The sequence below is a fragment of the Bellilinea sp. genome (assembly GCF_034432615.1).
Lineage (GTDB): Bacteria > Chloroflexota > Anaerolineae > Anaerolineales > Anaerolineaceae > Bellilinea.
In genome coordinates this window covers 1-15,921 of record NZ_DAOUBL010000024.1, presented here as the reverse complement: position 1 = coordinate 15,921, position 15,921 = coordinate 1, and the positions used below count along the sequence as shown (strand labels likewise).

The window sequence follows — 15,921 nt, the reverse complement described above, 5'->3', positions numbered from 1 at the left end:
TGCGCGGGTGGTAATTTCACCAAACACCAGCACAAAGCCGGTTTTGGTCGCCGCTTCACAGGCCACACGCGAGTAAGGGTCCTGCTCCAGGCAGGCATCCAAAACCGCATCACTGACCTGATCGCATAATTTGTCCGGATGTCCCTCTGTTACGGATTCAGAGGTAAACAGGTAACGCGGCGAGTTCATAAAAGTGGTGTTCATTCTGATTGTTTCCTCCTGTAAAATAAAGTTGCCCCTTCTGGCCTCAAGGGGCAACTTTCTATTTCTAAAAGAAGTGCCCTCTCATCTTCCAGAATTCTTTCTGCCGGACTTGGCACCTTGAAAACCCATTTCCAAACAGCAGGTTTTCAGGTTGTCGAGGTTTCGCAGGGCCGGTCCCTCCACCTCTCTGGATAAGAGCGCCTTTTGGGGGCTTATTCAATTGTTCTGGGGCAGATATTAACACAGGTTGAAGTACATGTCAACCAATTTGACCTTTCAATTTCGCCAGAATGCGTCATAATTCTGCCGAACGGGTGCGGATGCGCTCCTTGACCTGTTCAATGAAGGCTTCCACCGGCACATCATTCTGCCGGCTGCCATCCCGGCGGCGCAGGGCAATCGTGCGCGTGCTGACTTCCTGATCACCAACCACGGCCATATAGGGGATTTTGAGCAGTTGCGCTGAGCGGATCTTGGCATTCATGCGATCCTGGCCTAAATCGGCTTCGGCGCGAATGCCGGCCGCGCACATTTCCTGCTCCAGCTGACGGGCATATTCATTATGCGAGTCGGTAATCGGGATGATGCGCACCTGATCCGGCGAAAGCCAGACCGGGAAATTGCCGGCGTAATGCTCCAGTAAGAAGCCGACCATGCGTTCATGCGTGCTGAGCGGCGCGCGGTGAATACACAGCGGGGTTTCCTCTTCCCCATGGCGGTTGATGAAAGTCAGGTTAAAGCGCTCCGGCACGGCAAAATCTACCTGGTTGGTTGCCAGCGTAAATTCGCGCCCGATGGCACTCCAGATTTGCACATCAATCTTTGGGCCGTAAAAGGCTGCTTCGTCAGCCGCCTCCACAAACGGCACTCCGCCATTGCGCATGGCGCTGCGCACCATTTCTTCGGTCTTCAACCACAGGCGTTCGTTATCCACATACTTTTTGCCCAGTCCGCGCTTATGATGGGTGCTCAGCCGCATCACATAGCGATCAATGCCAAACAGGGCAAAGTATTTCAAATACAACTCAACCACTGCCAGAAACTCCTGCTCAAATTGTTCTTCCGAGCAGTAAATATGGGCATCGTTCATCTGCATGGAACGCACCCGCATTAACCCAAACAATTCGCCGCTTTTCTCATAGCGGTAGCAGGTGCCATATTCAGCCAGGCGGATGGGCAAATCGCGGTAACTACGCGGTTTGGCAGCATAGATTTTGTGGTGGAAGGGGCAGTTCATCGGCTTGACATAATAACGCACCCCTTCCAGTTCCATAGGCGGGTACATGCTCTCGGCATAGTAGGGCAGGTGTCCGCTGCGCAGGAAGAGGTCCTCTTTGGTCAGGTGCGGGGTACGCACCCGCTGGTAACCGGCCTGTTCTTCCACTTCCTTAGCCAGTTTTTCCAGTTCTTCAATAATGATTCCTCCGCGCGGCAGCCAGAGCGGTAAACCGGGGCCGACCTCATCATCAAAGATGAAAATCTCCAAATCCTTGCCCAGTTTGCGGTGATCGCGCTTTTTGGCTTCTTCCAGCATTTGCAGGTAACGATCCAATTCTTCTTTCGTCTTCCAGGCGGTGCCGTAGATGCGCTGCAATTGCGGGTTTTTCTCATCACCCCGCCAGTATGCGCCTGCTACACTCATCAGTTTGAATGCTGAAGGGTTGATTTGCGAAGTGTTTTGCACATGCGGGCCGCGGCACAGGTCCACAAAATTGCCGTGCGTATAAATGGAGATTTCCGGTTTCTCATCCAGCGGCTGACCGTGCTCATCGGTTTCTCCGCGCTCCAGATCATTGATCAGTTCCAGTTTATAGGGCTGATTGGCGAAAATTTTACGGGCTTCGTCAGCGCTGACCACCTTGCGGACAAAATCATATTTGCCAGCCACAATCTGACGCATACGTTTTTCGATCTTTTCCAGGTCTTCGGGAGTGAGCGTGCGCGGCAGGTCGAAATCGTAGTAAAAGCCGTTTTCTACCGGCGGACCGATGGTGTATTTGGCTTCCGGGAACATTTCCAGGACTGCCTGCGCCATGATGTGCGACAGCGAGTGGCGGATGCGGTATAACTCGCTGTCTTCATATCGTTCTTGATTGTTCTGATCCATACTTCACCTCCACGAAGTACCTTATTATATCAAAAAGCCAACCACCTTCGATGGACAAATTTTTGCTGGATTCCAGCCACTTAAACGTTTTGGGTTGAGCATTTTACTGCCCAACCCATAGAGGGTAAAACCGGAAACTTGCTGTTGTCAGGGTTACTGGAGGCAGGCAACCACCTCTATGCCATTGAGCGCCATGTGATAGAGGAAAATGGCATGCAGTAAATCCCCATCATGGGGCAGACCGCCCTGCTCTTTGGCAGTTTCGAGGCTGCGATGGTAAGTTTCAACCGCATTTGCCGGCACAATGATGCGCCGATGGCGCTGCCGGGCATTGGCATCCAGCCGCAGGTGCATGGCCAATTGATAGGTACACAGATCGGTACAATCACCCACGACGATAAAGGTATCCACCAGGGGATGTTCTTCCAACCAGCGATTGAGATCGGTATTCAATCCGCTGTGGATGGAATTCTTTTCCAGTATGACCATTTGATCAAAAAATGGCAGGGCTTTGAAGGCCGCTACGGTTTCCGCCTCTGGTGTCCCACGTACGCAATGCGGCGGCCAGGCACCAAATTCAATCGCATCCGGTTCGTGCGCATCCTGGCTGAGCAAAATATGGTGGATGCCGTGTTGCCAGCTTTTGGTGAACAGTTCGACAATCGGGTCAACGATGGCCGCAATGCGCGGGCTTGCCAGCGGGCCGATATGACAGAATCCTTCGATCATATCCACCGAAAGGATGGCAACTCGTTCAGGGTGCGGAGCAGCGTGTGCCAGCGGTAAAACTGGTCTTTCAGACAGCCATTTTTCAACAAAATCCACGAAAGCCCTCGATCGGGCCGAAAGCAGATCGCTCATCTCGCCTCCTTCGTGTAAAAATCACACAAATTGAATGAAAAAAAATTATAAACGTGCGATTAGTGTATTTACAACACCATTATAATAATCTGGCACGGCTTGTCAAGTGGACTTTGCAATATCATTAAATCAGAATCGCCAATTATGCGGTATCATTAGATTTAATCCACCAGAATATTACCTTACCGAAACTTGATGATTCTACGCTACATCGTAGGCCTGTTACCCTATCTGATTTCAGCGGGGATATGCATTTGGGTCGGGCGGTTAGCCACTACCCGTAAGCAGGATATCGCATCCCGCGCGCTGGTCGGTCTGGCGTACAGCGAAGCGGTGTGGATCATCTCCTACATTTTCCAAATCCTCAGCCGCCAGATCGAAATTAACCTGTTCTGGAATAATCTCCAGTTTCTGGCAGCCTCGCTGCTGCCGGTTTTTTACTTCGGCTTTGCGCTGGATTATAACTACCGGCAGATCCCTTTCAAACGCTTCAACTGGAATTATCTTTTCATCCCCGCCGGATTGCTGGTTTTATTCATCTGGCTGGATGGCATTCATGGGCTGTTCCGAGTCAACCCGCAAATCGTCCCAAGCGACTTGTTTTATCACCTCAAATTCCAGAACGGGGCGTTGTATGGGGTGTTCACGATTTACACATACACCCTGATCACACTTGCCACGCTGTTTTTTGTGGTTAAGTACATCGGCGCACCGCGCCTGTTTCGCCGGCAGGTGGCGACCTTATTGATCGGCACGGTCATCCCCTGGCTGGTCAGCATCATTACCGCTCTTGGACTGATTCCGCTGGAATTGCATGACATTCTCCCGCTGACCTTTGGCGTCAGCAATCTGATCATCGCCTGGTCACTTTTCAGGCACCATCTGCTCGACCTGGTACCCATTGCCCGCGATACCCTGTTTGAAAACCTGTCCGATGCGGTCATTGTGGTGGATACCAGCAAACGGGTGCTGGATGCCAACCCGGCAGCGTACGCGCTACTTTCTGCGCCAGCTGAATCATTGATTGGCCGTGAAATCACCAGCCTGCTGCCGCTGGCCGATAATTGGGCCGACTTTGGCATCGGACGTTCTATGCAAATAACCCAGATTTCCCTGCCCGCGAAGGGCACCACCCAGTATTATCAGGTCAAAGTCAACCGTCTGCTGCAGGACAACGGCGAGCTGAGCGGTTACATCATCACCCTGCACAATATCACCGAGCAAAAACAGGTGGAAGTGGATTTGCGCCGTTCAATGGCGCTCTTACAGGCTACGGTTGAGTCATCCGCCTCCGGGCTGGTCGTGTTCGACCAGGACCTGAACGTTATTCTCCACAATCAACGGCTGGTGGAACTCTTTGATTTGCCCAATAACTGGCAAAATCAGATTGACCATCATCCGCTGGATATGCTGGCTCAAAAAATGACGGATGCCAGCCCCTTCCTCACCGCACTGGAAAACATTATCCAGCATTCTGTTGAGGAAACCTCCGTCGCGCTGGATTTGCATTCGGGTGTGACGGTGGATTGTTTAATGACCACCTATCGTCTGGAAGGTAAGCAGATCGGCTGGTTGTTCTCCTTCCGCGATATGACCGAGCGAAAACTGGCCGAACAGAAATTGCATGAACTGGCCATCACCGACTCGTTAACCGGCGTATTCAACCGGCGTCACTTTTATTATGTGGCTCAAACTGAACTGGAACGCTCGCACCGCTATGATCGCCATATGGCCATCATCCTTCTGGATATTGACCACTTCAAGTGGATTAATGATACCTTTGGCCATCTGGTGGGTGATCAGATGTTACAGGCTCTGGCGCAGCGTTGCCGCAGCAACCTGCGCGTATTTGATACAATCGGGCGGTTTGGGGGTGAAGAATTTATCATTTTGCTGCCTGAAACCTGCATCAAAGAAGCCATTGTCATCGCCGAGCGGTTACGTCATGCGGTCGAATCGATCCACATCCCAACCCCCAAAGGTAAGGCTTCCATCACCATCAGTCTGGGAGTAGCCTGCTTTGAACCCGGCAAACCCATCAGCCTTGATCAACTGGTAGATGCTGCCGACAAAGCCCTCTACCAGGCCAAGGAAAACGGACGCAACCGGGTTGCCGTTTATTCACAGCAGCAGGACAAGCTGCCGGGAATTGAGTAACTTGCCCCAAAAGGGGGTTTAATCTCGATGAGTCAATTGATGGGGGGATTCAGTATAATAGGAGATACACTGATCACAGCCTCTCCATTTTCTCTATCCACCTATCGAAAAAGGGAAATCCAAAATTTGATCAAACGAGTCAAACCCCCTATGGTCAAAGGTAAAAAGAAAGCGAGTTTGCCAAAAATGCCCGAAATTATTTCTCCTGGTGTTGAGGCAATTGACCTCAAAAATCCCGCCCTGTATATCAACCGCGAATTGAGCATGCTCGAATTCCAGCGGCGGGTTTTGGAAGAGGCGATGGATGAATCGAATCCCCTGCTGGAACGGGTCAAGTTTTTAGGCATCCTCGGCTCAAATCTGGATGAATTTTTTATGGTGCGGGTGGGTGGTTTGATCCTGCAGCGCGATGAAGGGGTGGTGGATCTCTCGATTGACGGCCTGACCGCTGCCCAGCAGCTGGTTGAGATCCGCAAAGTTTCCCAAAAGATCATGAGCGAAGCACGGGAATACTGGAACAAAAAGTTAATGCCTCAACTCGATGAGGCCGGTATTCATATTCGTTCGTACAGCGACTTGACTGCCCGCCAGAAACAAATCGCCGATGATTACTTTCACGAAACGGTCTTCCCCGTGCTGACCCCGCTGGCTTTCGACCCGGCCCATCCTTTTCCGCATATTTCCAACTTAAGCCTCAACCTTGCCATTACCCTGGAGGGGAAAGACGGACAGCAGCGTTTTGCGCGCGTCAAAGTGCCGGATACCCTCCCGCAACTGGTGCCAATAAAACGTTCCTCGGGCAGCGTGCGCAAGGATGGTACCGTTCCCCGCCATCATTACTTCCTCTGGCTGGCTGAATTAATTATCGCCAATCTGGATGACCTCTTTCCGGGTTTGAAGGTAACCGGCGCCCACCTCTTCCATGTCACCCGCAATGTGGACATGGAAATTCAGGAACTGGAAGCCGCCGATTTACTGGAAACCATCGAGGAAAGCGTGCGCAAACGACGTTTTGGAACGGTTGTCCGTTTGATGATTCGCAAAGACATTCCGGACACCCTCAAAGAAATGCTGATTGCCAACCTGCGGGTGGACCGCAATGATGTGTATGTGCTGGATTCCCCGCTCAACCTGCGCACCGTGATGGAATTGACCCGCATCGAGCGCCATGAGCTGAAAGACCGTCCATTTGTGCCGTACACCCCGCCCAATCTCCGCTTTGGGCCGGATGCAGAAGAAGATGCCATCTTCAACGCCATTCAACAGGAAAACATCCTGCTGCATCACCCCTACGATTCGTTTTCACCGGTGGTGGATTTTTTACGCACTTCTGCCCGCGACCCCGGTGTGCTGGCGATCAAGCAAACTCTCTACCGCACCGGTTCCAATTCACCGGTGGTCAAAGCCCTGCTGCAAGCCCGCCGGGATTACGGCAAACAGGTCGCCGTGCTGGTGGAACTGAAAGCCCGCTTTGACGAGGAGAGCAACATCAGCTGGGCGCGTCTGCTGGAGCAGGAAGGCGTCCATGTCACCTATGGTTTGCTGGGGCTGAAAACCCATTCCAAAGTTGCGCTGGTTGTTCGACGCGAGGGCGACCACATCCGCCGTTATGTTCATTTGGGCACCGGCAATTACAATCATATCACCGCACTGGTGTACGAAGACCTGTCACTGTTCACCTGCGATGATGACATCGCCGCCGATGCTACCGACCTGTTCAATTACCTGACCGGCTACTCGCTGAAAGAGGATTACCGCAAACTGCTGGTGGCGCCCATCAACCTGCGTAAGCAATTTGAAGCCATGATTGCCCGCGAAATTGAACATCAACAAAAATATGGCAACGGACACCTTATTTTCAAGATGAACGCGCTGGTGGATCAGCCGATCATTGAATGGCTTTACCGCGCCTCTCAGGCCGGCGTTAAGGTAGATTTGATTGTGCGCGGCATCTGCTGCCTGCGCCCCGGCATTAAAGGGCTGAGCGAAAATATCCGCGTCATCAGCATTGTCGGGCGCTTTCTGGAACATAGCCGCATTTATTATTTTCACAACAATGGCGACGAAGAAATTTATATGGGCAGCGCCGACCTGATGCCGCGCAATCTTAACCAGCGTGTGGAAGTGCTTTTCCCCATTGAAGATAAACGCATGGTTCGCTCCATTCACGAGGATATCCTCAACCTGTATCTGGCTGATAACGTCAAAGCCCGGCTGATGTATGCCGACGGCACCTACAAACGGCTCAAACCGGCGGAAGGTGAACCGCCTGTCAACGCTCAGGAAACATTTCTGCAGCGGCGCAAAAACATGCCCTAGAAAGGATCTTCAATGAAATCCTACCGCAAAGAATTGTGGTTCAACATCCCCTCCAGACGCGGTTTTGTCAACATCACCCTGCAGGTGGAAGAATGCCTGCGCGAAAGCGGTATCCGTGAAGGCTTGTGCCTGGTCAACGCCATGCACATCACCGCCTCGGTGTTCATCAATGATGATGAATCGGGTTTACACGCCGATTATGAACGATGGCTGGAACAACTGGCCCCGCACGAACCCATCAGCCAGTACCGGCATAACAATACCGGGGAGGACAACGCCGATGCGCACCTCAAACGCCAAATCATGGGGCGCGAGGTGGTGGTTGCCGTAACCAACGGCAAACTCGATTTTGGGCCGTGGGAACAAATCTTTTACGGTGAGTTCGACGGCCGGCGGCGCAAACGCGTGCTGGTAAAAATCATCGGTGAGTAAATCCACCGGCACCCGCAGAAAGGGTTTTTTATGAGCAAAACGCTAATTCAAAAGGTCGGCTCACTCCTGCGAAAGGCTTATCAGGCTGAAGTGAACCTGATTGAAAGCCTCAGTGATGGTGAACGAAGCGCCGAAGGAAATTTTGAAAACTGGTCGCCCAAAGATTCCCTCGCCCACACCACCTACTGGCGGCAGAGAATGGTCGAAACGCTGGCTTATACATTCCGAAATCAACCGCCGCCGTCTTATCCGCCTTACGATGAGGTCAACCGGCAGGTTTACTTTGAAAAGCAGCACACCCCCCTGCCGGCTTTGCTGCGCGAAGCCGAAGATACGATGCGCGCACTGCAGGATGCCCTGAATCGATTTGAGGATGAGGACATTACCGACCCCGCTCGTTATCAATGGCGGAATGGCATTCCGCTCCTCTCTTATATCTTGGGGAATGGTTATATTCACGTCATTCACCATCTCGTCCACACTTACCGCAAACTGAATAACCTTTCCAAAGCCACTTCGCTGCAAGATGAAGCCCTGCAGCAGCTCGCATCCCTTGCGGAATTGGGAAAAAGCCGCGCCGTACTGCTTTACGATATGGCCTGCCTGCTGACCGCCACCGGCAATCACACTCAGGCATTGGACTTGCTGGAAGAATCCTTACAGATTGACCCCTCGTTGATCGAATGGTCGCGGCAGGACCCCGATCTGGACGCGTTGCGGGACAACCCGCGTTTTCAACAAATGACCGGCGGCTAAGGCTGCAAGGTAAGCAATATACTGGAAAGCCACACGGTGCCGGGGATGCGGGTAGCCGATTCCTGCCGGATGATCAGGCGGACGGGTGTTTCTTTCTCCACCGAATAAGGGATAAATACCTCAAACGGTACATGGCTCAGGTCGCCGTAGGGCTGCGAATGCTCAATGACCGCATTACTGACCAGTTGACCGCTTTCATCCACCAGTTCGAAAATCAGCGGCCGATCATTGACCAGCCGCGCCAGCCCAATCACCCGCAGTACCCCGCCGCTGATGAGCGCCCCTTCGCGCGGAGAACGCACCACATACGGCTCCTGCACAATTTGCGGGGCGGTTATTTCACTCCTGCCCAGCCGCATCAGCACCACCTCGACCGAACAGAGATAGATGGGACGCTGAAAACGGTCTTGCACGCGCACCACCAGCCGCGCCGTTTCCGCCGCCGTGTTCAATTCAAACGGCACCTGCGGGTTGATATAGAAATAACGGTTCATGAATGAACGGTAATCCAGTGCCTGGCGGGTAATCACCCGCCCGTCTTCGCCGATGAGTTCCACATAGACATAACCATCCTCCCCCGGGCTGACCAGCGCTTCCACCTGCAGGGGAGAAGAAACCTTGGAATACGGCCCTGGCTTTTGTATGCGCATGAATGCCAGCGGCGGGGTCGGTGTTTGGGTAACGGTAGGCGTACGGCTGGGGGTGGGTGTGCGGGTTGGGAAACGCGTGCGGGTCGGCGTGCGCGTGCGGGTCGGGCTGGGGCCAAACGTGGGCGTGCCTGCTTCGGTGGGCTGCAGGGTGGCGCTGGCGGTTGCTGAAAGGGTCGGGCTGGGTTCAGCCGGCAGGGTGATCTCCGCAACCAGTGTAACCGGCGGCGGGGCAAGGGTGGGAATCTCCTCCAGTGCGAGCGTTTCGGTCGGTGAGGGTTGGGGGGTGGCGCTGACCACCACCGGCTGATCCACCGGCGTCAGCAGCCACGAACCGGGCACCCCTCGCCCGGCACAGGCAGCCAGACTTAAGCCGCCAATGCACAAGACCGCTAAACCGAGAAGAAAATCAATTTTGTTTTTAGGGGAAAACATACTCTAATTATACGAGAGGTACCCTTTGGACGGCTTACAAACACTCTGCAATTTCTCGCTTTTGATTTATCCAAATAATCACCATAAATTGGAGTGGAAAAATCATCTATAAACCGTTATTATAAGAGAAAACAATTCTTGTCAAAAAGGATAAAGGATGGGCGAAAACACACGCATCACCATTGCGCGCGGCGATGGAATCGGGCCGGAAATCATGGAAGCCGTGCTGGCTATAATACAAGCCGCTGGTGCGCCGCTGGAGTATGATGAAATCGAAATCGGTGAAAAAATCTACCGGCAGGGAGTCACATCCGGCATACCCGATTCGGCATGGGAAGTCATCCGGCGCAACCGCGTTCTGCTCAAAGCACCCCTCACCACCCCACAGGGCGGCGGTTTCAAAAGCATTAATGTTACCCTGCGAAAGTCGCTGGGGCTGTTTGCCAACATCCGTCCTTGCAAAGCCTACGCCCCTTTTGTGACCTCGGCTTTTCCGGGCATGGATGTAGTCATCATCCGAGAAAACGAGGAAGACCTGTACGGCGGCATCGAATACCAGCAGACCGCCGAGGTTACCCAGGTGCTTAAACTGATCAGCCGCCCCGGTAGCGAGAGCATCATCCGCTACGCCTTTGAATACGCCCGTGCTTACGGCCGCCGCAAAGTCACCTGCATGACCAAAGACAACATCATGAAGATCACCGACGGGCTTTTTCATCGTTTGTTTAACGAAATTGCCGCCGAATATCCCGAAATACAAGCCGAACACCAGATCATTGACATTGGCACGGCGCGGGTGGCTGCCCAGCCGGAAGTGCTGGATGTCATCGTCACCCCCAACCTGTACGGCGACATCCTCTCGGATGTGGCGGCTCAGGTGGCCGGTTCGGTCGGGCTGGCCGGTTCTGCCAATGTCGGGCGTGACTTTGCCATGTTCGAAGCCATTCACGGCTCCGCGCCGGATATTGCCGGCAAAGGGATCGCCAACCCCTCCGGTTTGTTGCAAGCCGCCGTTCAAATGCTGGTACATCTGGGGTTAGCCGAATCAGCCCAATTAATTCACAACGCCTGGCTGCGCACCCTCGAGGACGGCATCCACACCATTGATATTTACCGCATCGGCATCAGTCAAAAGCGGGTCGGTACGCAGGAATTTGCACAGGCGGTCATTGACCGGCTGGGGCAGCAGCCCCAAATCCTGCCGCCGGCTCATTTTCACAGCGGAGGCATTCAGATGCCCCCGCTGAAAAGCGCGCCGCCGTGCTGCAAGCAGCTGGTCGGTGTGGATGTCTTTCTGGACTGGGACGAGGACAACCGCAGCCCACAAGTATTGGGAGAACGTCTAGCCGCGCTGGCCCCTCAGGCATTGCCCCTGCGGCTGATCACCAACCGCGGTGTGAAAGTCTATCCCGGCGGCTTCCCGGAAACCTTCTGTACCGATCACTGGCGCTGCCGTTTCACCGCCGAACGAGAAGTGGATTACCGCCAGATTTTGGAATTGCTCGGCCAGTTGTATGAAGCCGGTTTTCAAATCATCAAAACGGAACACCTCTATACCTTTGAAGGCGAACGCGCCTACTCACTGGGACAAGGGGAGTAAGTGAGAATCTCCGATGAGTAAAACCTTTCACTGCCCAAACTGCGCGGCCCCGCTGCAAGAACCCGCTCAAGATCAAGGCGTCATTTCCTGTGCCTACTGCCATTCCTCCGTCATCGTTCCGCCCGAATTACGGCGGTCTCCATCCGCTGAACCGATCCTTACCCCGGCAGAAAGCCTGTTCAATCTGCCCGAACTGGCCACTTCGCTGCGGCAAGCCGCCAACCTGACCCGTGCGGGACGCAAAGAAGAAGCCGTCCAATTGCTGCTGAAAGAACTTGCCATGGATGACGCCGAGGCGCGCCGCATCATTGACCAGATGGAGCAGGGGCAGATTGTACAAATCGGCGAAGTTGAAAACCGTTTTTCCAGCCAGGCGGTCACCCTGAACGGTGAGGATGCCCAACAAATTCTGGAACTGATTGGCAATGGTGAAGAGGAAGAAGCTTTGCGCCGCTACCGTCAGTTGACCGGAGCAGGTTTAGAGGATGCCCGCCGCGCGATGGCCGCCTTGCAGACGGCTGCCAGCCTGCTGGAACAACCCGTCCGTTTGAGCAATCAACAAACTGCCAGAATCGCCAAAGGGGCTGCATCTGTTTTCGCTATCAGTGGCTGCCTGACTTTCCTGATTATCACTCTCGTTTCTTTGTTAACCCTTGGAATTGTGTTTTGGGCGCTGGTCTCGGACGGCGGTCCGCTGGAAAGCTGGTGGCAGCCGCTGAATCCTTTTGCGCCCGACCGGGTGATGTTAGTTTTCGGCAAACAGGGCATTGGTGAGGGCACCTTTGATGACCCCCGCCGCATCGCTGTGGACAGCCAGGGGAATATTTATGTCAGCGATTACCGTTCGGGCCGAGTACAACAGTTCGACGGACAGGGTAATTTTCTCAACCTTTGGATCGAAGAAAGTTCCAAACAATTTAGCGCTTCCAGTAAACCAACCATTCACTCCCTGGCTGTCAGCCGCGATGGCATTTTATATGTTGTTTATGACGGCATGATTCACCGCCGCAACATGGCGAATGGCGAGGAATTGTCCCCCCTACAAGTGGATAGACTTTCGATCAGTGATGTTTACCTCACCAGCAACAATCAATTAGCGGTGGTTGCCAACGGTGACGATTTGGCCGTGCTGAACCCGGACGGCACGATTGAATGGATGGTTAAGGACGCCATTGAAAGTGTAGCCGGCGAAAGTGAATTGAGTGCTTATCTTGGCGGGGACGGGTTGGGTAATTTTTATCTGGCGGGCAGCTTTGTTTCCAGTGTTTTCAAGTACTCGCCGGATGGCAAGTACCTCAACCGCTTCGGCAGCGGCGGGGAGGACGCCAGTCAGTTCAGAGCAATCAATGCCATAGCGGTCGATTCGCAGGGACGGATTTACGTCAGCGACATCAAAGGAATCATGGTATTCAACCCGGATGGGCAGTATCTGCGCACCATCAATGTGCCGGGTGTTGTGTTTGGCATGGATTTTGGGCAGGATGACCGGCTCTACACGGTATCGAATCAGCCGCAGGTGGTTATCTATCAGGTTCGTTGATTTCTTGAAGCAACACCTGCCAGCCATCCATGCCCAGCAGATAGCGTAATTCCGGCTCAAACACTTTCACCAACGGCTGAACATTCTCGCTGGGACGCAGGCAGCTGCCCGGTTCGTCCAGCAGCGCTTCCCGTTCGTCCAGCGTAATCTGGCCATCCTCGCTTAAATCCAGCGGGTGCAGAATACAATAAAACGGCTTGAAGCGCCACGGATGCAGCCCGGCCTGTTCACCAGCTACCTGAAGCGCACATCTCGAATCATCCCGCAAGAAGACACAGGCTGAACCGCCGTAATGGCCGGCATCCGGCAGCACCCGGCTGTGAATCACCCGCCGGCTGGGAGTAAAAGGGTCGTCCTCCACCCTGCCGTCCACCCACCCGCGCGGATCATTCAAATCAGGCGGCATATGCGGTATGATTAATGGTGCGTAAAGCTGAATCTCTTCCCATTCCGCCCAATCCAGCCAGACACCATAAACACAACAAGCCGCCCGGCATTCTGTCAACCGGCAGCGGCGCATCGGTTCGGATTGAAGCAAACGGGAATGCAGGCAAAATTTCATCCGGCGCAATTTTAACACAGGAGGTGAGTTATGAAATTATCGGTTGCAGCCGACGAATATCATCATGTCGTTGGGGTAGTGCTGGCGGAGCTGGAGAAAATGGGTCACACCGTTACCTACCACGGTCCTCGATCGGAAGACCCGCCCGGTCAGCCGCAGCACTCCTGGCCGGTGGTCGCCCGGCGCGTTGCCGAAGAAGTGGCGCATGGCAAAGCCGATGAGGGTATTTTGTTTTGCTGGACCGGCACGGGGGTCAGCCTGGCAGCCAATAAAGTGCGCGGCATCCGCGCTGCCCTGTGTGTGGATGCTGAAACGGCCCGCGGCGCGCGATTGTGGAACAATGCCAATATTTTGTGTCTTTCCCTGCGCTTGACCAGCGAAGCAGTGGCGCGCGAAATCCTGCAAACCTGGTTCAACACCTCCTACCAGCCCAATCCCACCGACGATGCCTGTTTGAAACTGATCGAGGAACTGGACAAATGAAGCTCTTTCGGCGGGAAATTCGTCAGGATTGGGGGATGATTTTTATCTAGAATCCCTGTCTTGCAGATTACTTAAGGTACAATGTCAGAGGGGGTTCTCCCCGCATTTCCATAATCCCATCTACAACGGAAGAAGGAGTACCTGTCATGAGTGAATGGAAAGTCTTGCTGACCGATGGATTGGAAGAAAACGGGCAGGCAATTTTGAGGCAATTTGCTACAGTGGATAACCACTCCGGAATTTCGGCAGAGGAATTGCTGCAGGTCGTTGGTAATTATGATGCGATGATCGTGCGTGGACGCACCAAAGTGACCCCTGCCGTCTTCGAAGCGGGGAAGAATCTCAAAGTCGTCGGCCGCGCTGGCGTTGGAGTGGATAACATTGACCTGAATGCCGCCAAAGCCAAAGGGGTGACCGTGGTCAATTCCCCCACCGCAACTACCATTGCCGTGGCCGAACTGACCATGGGACTGATGCTGGCCGTCCTGCGTGAAATTCCACGCGCTGATGCCGGGATGAAAGCCGGAAAATGGCTGAAAAAAGAAATGGAAGGCGGTGAACTGTGGCGTAAAACCCTCGGTATCATTGGTTTTGGACGGATCGGCTCGGCAGTGGCGCAGCGCGCCAGTGCCTTTGAAATGAACGTCATCGCCTACGACCCGCTTCGCACCCGCGAAGAAATTGAACAACGCTGCGGCTGCTCCTCCACCCTCGATGATCTCCTGGAGCAGTCCGACATCATTTCCATTCACACCCCCCTCAACGACACCACCCGTAATTTGATCAACGAAGATGCCTTTGCCAAAATGAAAGACGGCGTGTACCTCATCTGCGCAGCCCGCGGCGGCGTGGTTAATGAAGAAGCTTTACTGGCTGCCCTGGAATCCGGCAAAGTAGCCGGCGCCGGTCTGGATGTGTTTGCCGTGGAACCGCCCGGCGTTACACCCCTTGTTTCACACCCGCGTGTGGTCTGCACGCCGCATATTGGCGCTCAAACGGTGGAGGCGCAGGTGCGCGCCGCCGAGGACATTGCCACCGAAGTTCTGGCCGCCCTAAAAGGCGAACCGTTACGCTGGAAAGTTGCCTGATTTTTAGGTAGAATGGAGCGGGGCAGTTCAACTCCCCGCTCAAATTTTTTTGAAGAAAGGATCACCCATGCAGGAAAAATTGAACCTCCTCAAAGAAAAAATGGCGACCATCTGGGATCTTTCGATGATCGGCGCACTGATGGGATGGGATCAGCAAACCTACATGCCCCCCAAAGGTGCAGAAGAACGCGGTGAGCAGATGGCTACCCTTTCCCGGCTGGTGCATGAGATGGCCACCTCGGACGAAGTGGGTAAATTGCTGGATGAACTGGTTCCTTATGCTCAAACCCTTGACCCCGATTCCGATGATGCCCGTCTGATTAAACTGGCTAAACGCGAGTACGACAAACAGACCCGCGTGCCGGCAGAAAAAGTTGCCGAATATGCCCGTGTAACGACCATGGCACAGGGTGCGTGGGTGCAAGCACGCAGCGAATCGAACTTTGCTTTGTTTCAGCCGCATCTGGAAAAGATTGTCGAACTGCGCCGGGAATACGCCAGTTACTTCGCTCCTTACGATCATGTATACGACCCCCTGCTGGACGATTTTGAACCCGGGCTGAAAACTGCGGAAGTGCAGGAAATTTTTGCCCGCCTGCGCCCCCAACAGGTTGAACTGATTCAGGCAATTGCAACCCGTCCACAGGTGGATGATTCATTCCTGCATCTAAAGTATGACGATCAAAAACAGTGGAATTTTGGTGTAGAGGTGGCCACCCGCTTCGGTTAC

The 15,921-nt window shown here is 53.8% G+C and carries 13 protein-coding genes, 1 pseudogene and 1 riboswitch; of the genes and pseudogenes, 9 read left to right on the top strand and 5 right to left on the bottom strand.

Annotated elements, in window-relative coordinates; genetic code table 11:
- The 3 genes from VAE48_RS01315 to VAE48_RS01305 all read right to left on the bottom strand — a co-directional run.
- Nucleotides 1-204: S-adenosylmethionine synthetase N-terminal domain-containing protein (locus VAE48_RS01315; protein ID WP_416181006.1), on the bottom strand; the 204-nt coding region annotated here is incomplete at its 3' end.
- Nucleotides 205-282: 78 nt separating this feature from the next.
- A riboswitch (SAM riboswitch) is annotated at nucleotides 283-402 on the bottom strand.
- Nucleotides 403-499: 97 nt separating this feature from the next.
- Complete coding sequence (gene thrS, locus VAE48_RS01310; RefSeq protein ID WP_322791501.1) at nucleotides 500-2,311, bottom strand: threonine--tRNA ligase; 1,812 nt, start codon at nucleotides 2,309-2,311, stop codon at nucleotides 500-502.
- 153 nt (nucleotides 2,312-2,464) lie between these two features.
- On the bottom strand, nucleotides 2,465-3,172 hold the full coding sequence (locus VAE48_RS01305) for an isochorismatase family cysteine hydrolase (RefSeq protein ID WP_322791500.1): 708 nt from the start codon (nucleotides 3,170-3,172) through the stop codon (nucleotides 2,465-2,467).
- Between the two features lie 195 nt (nucleotides 3,173-3,367).
- Between VAE48_RS01305 and VAE48_RS01300 the strand changes: the two genes are divergently transcribed.
- The 4 genes from VAE48_RS01300 to VAE48_RS01285 all read left to right on the top strand — a co-directional run bounded on the left by VAE48_RS01300 (nucleotide 3,368) and on the right by VAE48_RS01285 (nucleotide 8,836).
- The gene (locus VAE48_RS01300; RefSeq protein WP_322791499.1) at nucleotides 3,368-5,329 is read left to right on the top strand and encodes a diguanylate cyclase; all 1,962 of its coding nucleotides are present in this window, start codon (nucleotides 3,368-3,370) and stop codon (nucleotides 5,327-5,329) included.
- Between the two features lie 186 nt (nucleotides 5,330-5,515).
- Complete coding sequence (gene ppk1 / locus VAE48_RS01295; protein WP_322791498.1) at nucleotides 5,516-7,648, top strand: polyphosphate kinase 1; 2,133 nt, start codon at nucleotides 5,516-5,518, stop codon at nucleotides 7,646-7,648.
- A gap of 12 nt (nucleotides 7,649-7,660) precedes the next feature.
- Nucleotides 7,661-8,080 (top strand): secondary thiamine-phosphate synthase enzyme YjbQ, encoded by a 420-nt coding sequence (locus VAE48_RS01290; protein ID WP_322791497.1) that lies wholly within the window; start codon nucleotides 7,661-7,663, stop codon nucleotides 8,078-8,080.
- Between the two features lie 30 nt (nucleotides 8,081-8,110).
- Complete coding sequence (locus tag VAE48_RS01285; protein ID WP_322791496.1) at nucleotides 8,111-8,836, top strand: TPR end-of-group domain-containing protein; 726 nt, start codon at nucleotides 8,111-8,113, stop codon at nucleotides 8,834-8,836.
- Here the strand turns inward: VAE48_RS01285 and VAE48_RS01280 are convergent.
- Nucleotides 8,833-9,918: a hypothetical protein gene (locus VAE48_RS01280; RefSeq protein WP_322791495.1), complete on the bottom strand. Its 1,086-nt coding sequence runs from the start codon at nucleotides 9,916-9,918 to the stop codon at nucleotides 8,833-8,835. The two genes, VAE48_RS01285 and VAE48_RS01280, sit on opposite strands and share 4 nt — an antisense overlap.
- A gap of 157 nt (nucleotides 9,919-10,075) precedes the next feature.
- Here VAE48_RS01280 and VAE48_RS01275 point away from each other — a divergent pair, with 157 nt between their 5' ends.
- Together VAE48_RS01275 and VAE48_RS01270 are read left to right on the top strand one after the other, a co-directional pair.
- Entirely contained in the window at nucleotides 10,076-11,518 is a 1,443-nt protein-coding gene (locus VAE48_RS01275; protein ID WP_322791494.1) for an NADP-dependent isocitrate dehydrogenase, read from the top strand.
- A 13-nt stretch (nucleotides 11,519-11,531) separates the two neighbouring features.
- Nucleotides 11,532-13,058, top strand: a complete 1,527-nt coding sequence (locus VAE48_RS01270; RefSeq protein ID WP_322791493.1) for a hypothetical protein — start codon at nucleotides 11,532-11,534, stop codon at nucleotides 13,056-13,058.
- Here VAE48_RS01270 and VAE48_RS01265 read toward each other — a convergent pair.
- Entirely contained in the window at nucleotides 13,039-13,620 is a 582-nt protein-coding gene (locus tag VAE48_RS01265; RefSeq protein ID WP_322791492.1) for a hypothetical protein, read from the bottom strand. The two genes, VAE48_RS01270 and VAE48_RS01265, sit on opposite strands and share 20 nt — an antisense overlap.
- 30 nt (nucleotides 13,621-13,650) lie before the next feature.
- Between VAE48_RS01265 and VAE48_RS01260 the strand changes: the two genes are divergently transcribed.
- From VAE48_RS01260 to VAE48_RS01250, 3 genes and pseudogenes are all read left to right on the top strand, one after another.
- Nucleotides 13,651-14,103, top strand: a complete 453-nt coding sequence (locus tag VAE48_RS01260) for an RpiB/LacA/LacB family sugar-phosphate isomerase (RefSeq protein WP_322791491.1) — start codon at nucleotides 13,651-13,653, stop codon at nucleotides 14,101-14,103.
- A 146-nt stretch (nucleotides 14,104-14,249) separates the two neighbouring features.
- Nucleotides 14,250-15,191 (top strand): hydroxyacid dehydrogenase, encoded by a 942-nt coding sequence (locus VAE48_RS01255; RefSeq protein ID WP_322791490.1) that lies wholly within the window; start codon nucleotides 14,250-14,252, stop codon nucleotides 15,189-15,191.
- 67 nt (nucleotides 15,192-15,258) lie between these two features.
- Nucleotides 15,259-15,921, top strand: a pseudogene (locus tag VAE48_RS01250) (carboxypeptidase M32); the annotation flags it as partial.

Bases quoted from the DNA above. Each gene is read 5' to 3' on its own strand.
- VAE48_RS01300 (WP_322791499.1), top strand. From the start codon at position 3,368: ATGATTCTACGCTACATCGTAGGCCTGTTACCCTATCTGATTTCAGCG.
- thrS (WP_322791501.1), bottom strand. From the start codon at position 2,311: ATGGATCAGAACAATCAAGAACGATATGAAGACAGCGAGTTATACCGC.
- VAE48_RS01290 (WP_322791497.1), top strand. From the start codon at position 7,661: ATGAAATCCTACCGCAAAGAATTGTGGTTCAACATCCCCTCCAGACGC.
- VAE48_RS01265 (WP_322791492.1), bottom strand. From the start codon at position 13,620: ATGAAATTTTGCCTGCATTCCCGTTTGCTTCAATCCGAACCGATGCGC.
- VAE48_RS01285 (WP_322791496.1), top strand. From the start codon at position 8,111: ATGAGCAAAACGCTAATTCAAAAGGTCGGCTCACTCCTGCGAAAGGCT.
- VAE48_RS01275 (WP_322791494.1), top strand. From the start codon at position 10,076: ATGGGCGAAAACACACGCATCACCATTGCGCGCGGCGATGGAATCGGG.
- ppk1 (WP_322791498.1), top strand. From the start codon at position 5,516: ATGCCCGAAATTATTTCTCCTGGTGTTGAGGCAATTGACCTCAAAAAT.
- VAE48_RS01260 (WP_322791491.1), top strand. From the start codon at position 13,651: ATGAAATTATCGGTTGCAGCCGACGAATATCATCATGTCGTTGGGGTA.
- VAE48_RS01255 (WP_322791490.1), top strand. From the start codon at position 14,250: ATGAGTGAATGGAAAGTCTTGCTGACCGATGGATTGGAAGAAAACGGG.
- VAE48_RS01270 (WP_322791493.1), top strand. From the start codon at position 11,532: ATGAGTAAAACCTTTCACTGCCCAAACTGCGCGGCCCCGCTGCAAGAA.
- VAE48_RS01280 (WP_322791495.1), bottom strand. From the start codon at position 9,918: ATGTTTTCCCCTAAAAACAAAATTGATTTTCTTCTCGGTTTAGCGGTC.
- VAE48_RS01305 (WP_322791500.1), bottom strand. From the start codon at position 3,172: ATGAGCGATCTGCTTTCGGCCCGATCGAGGGCTTTCGTGGATTTTGTT.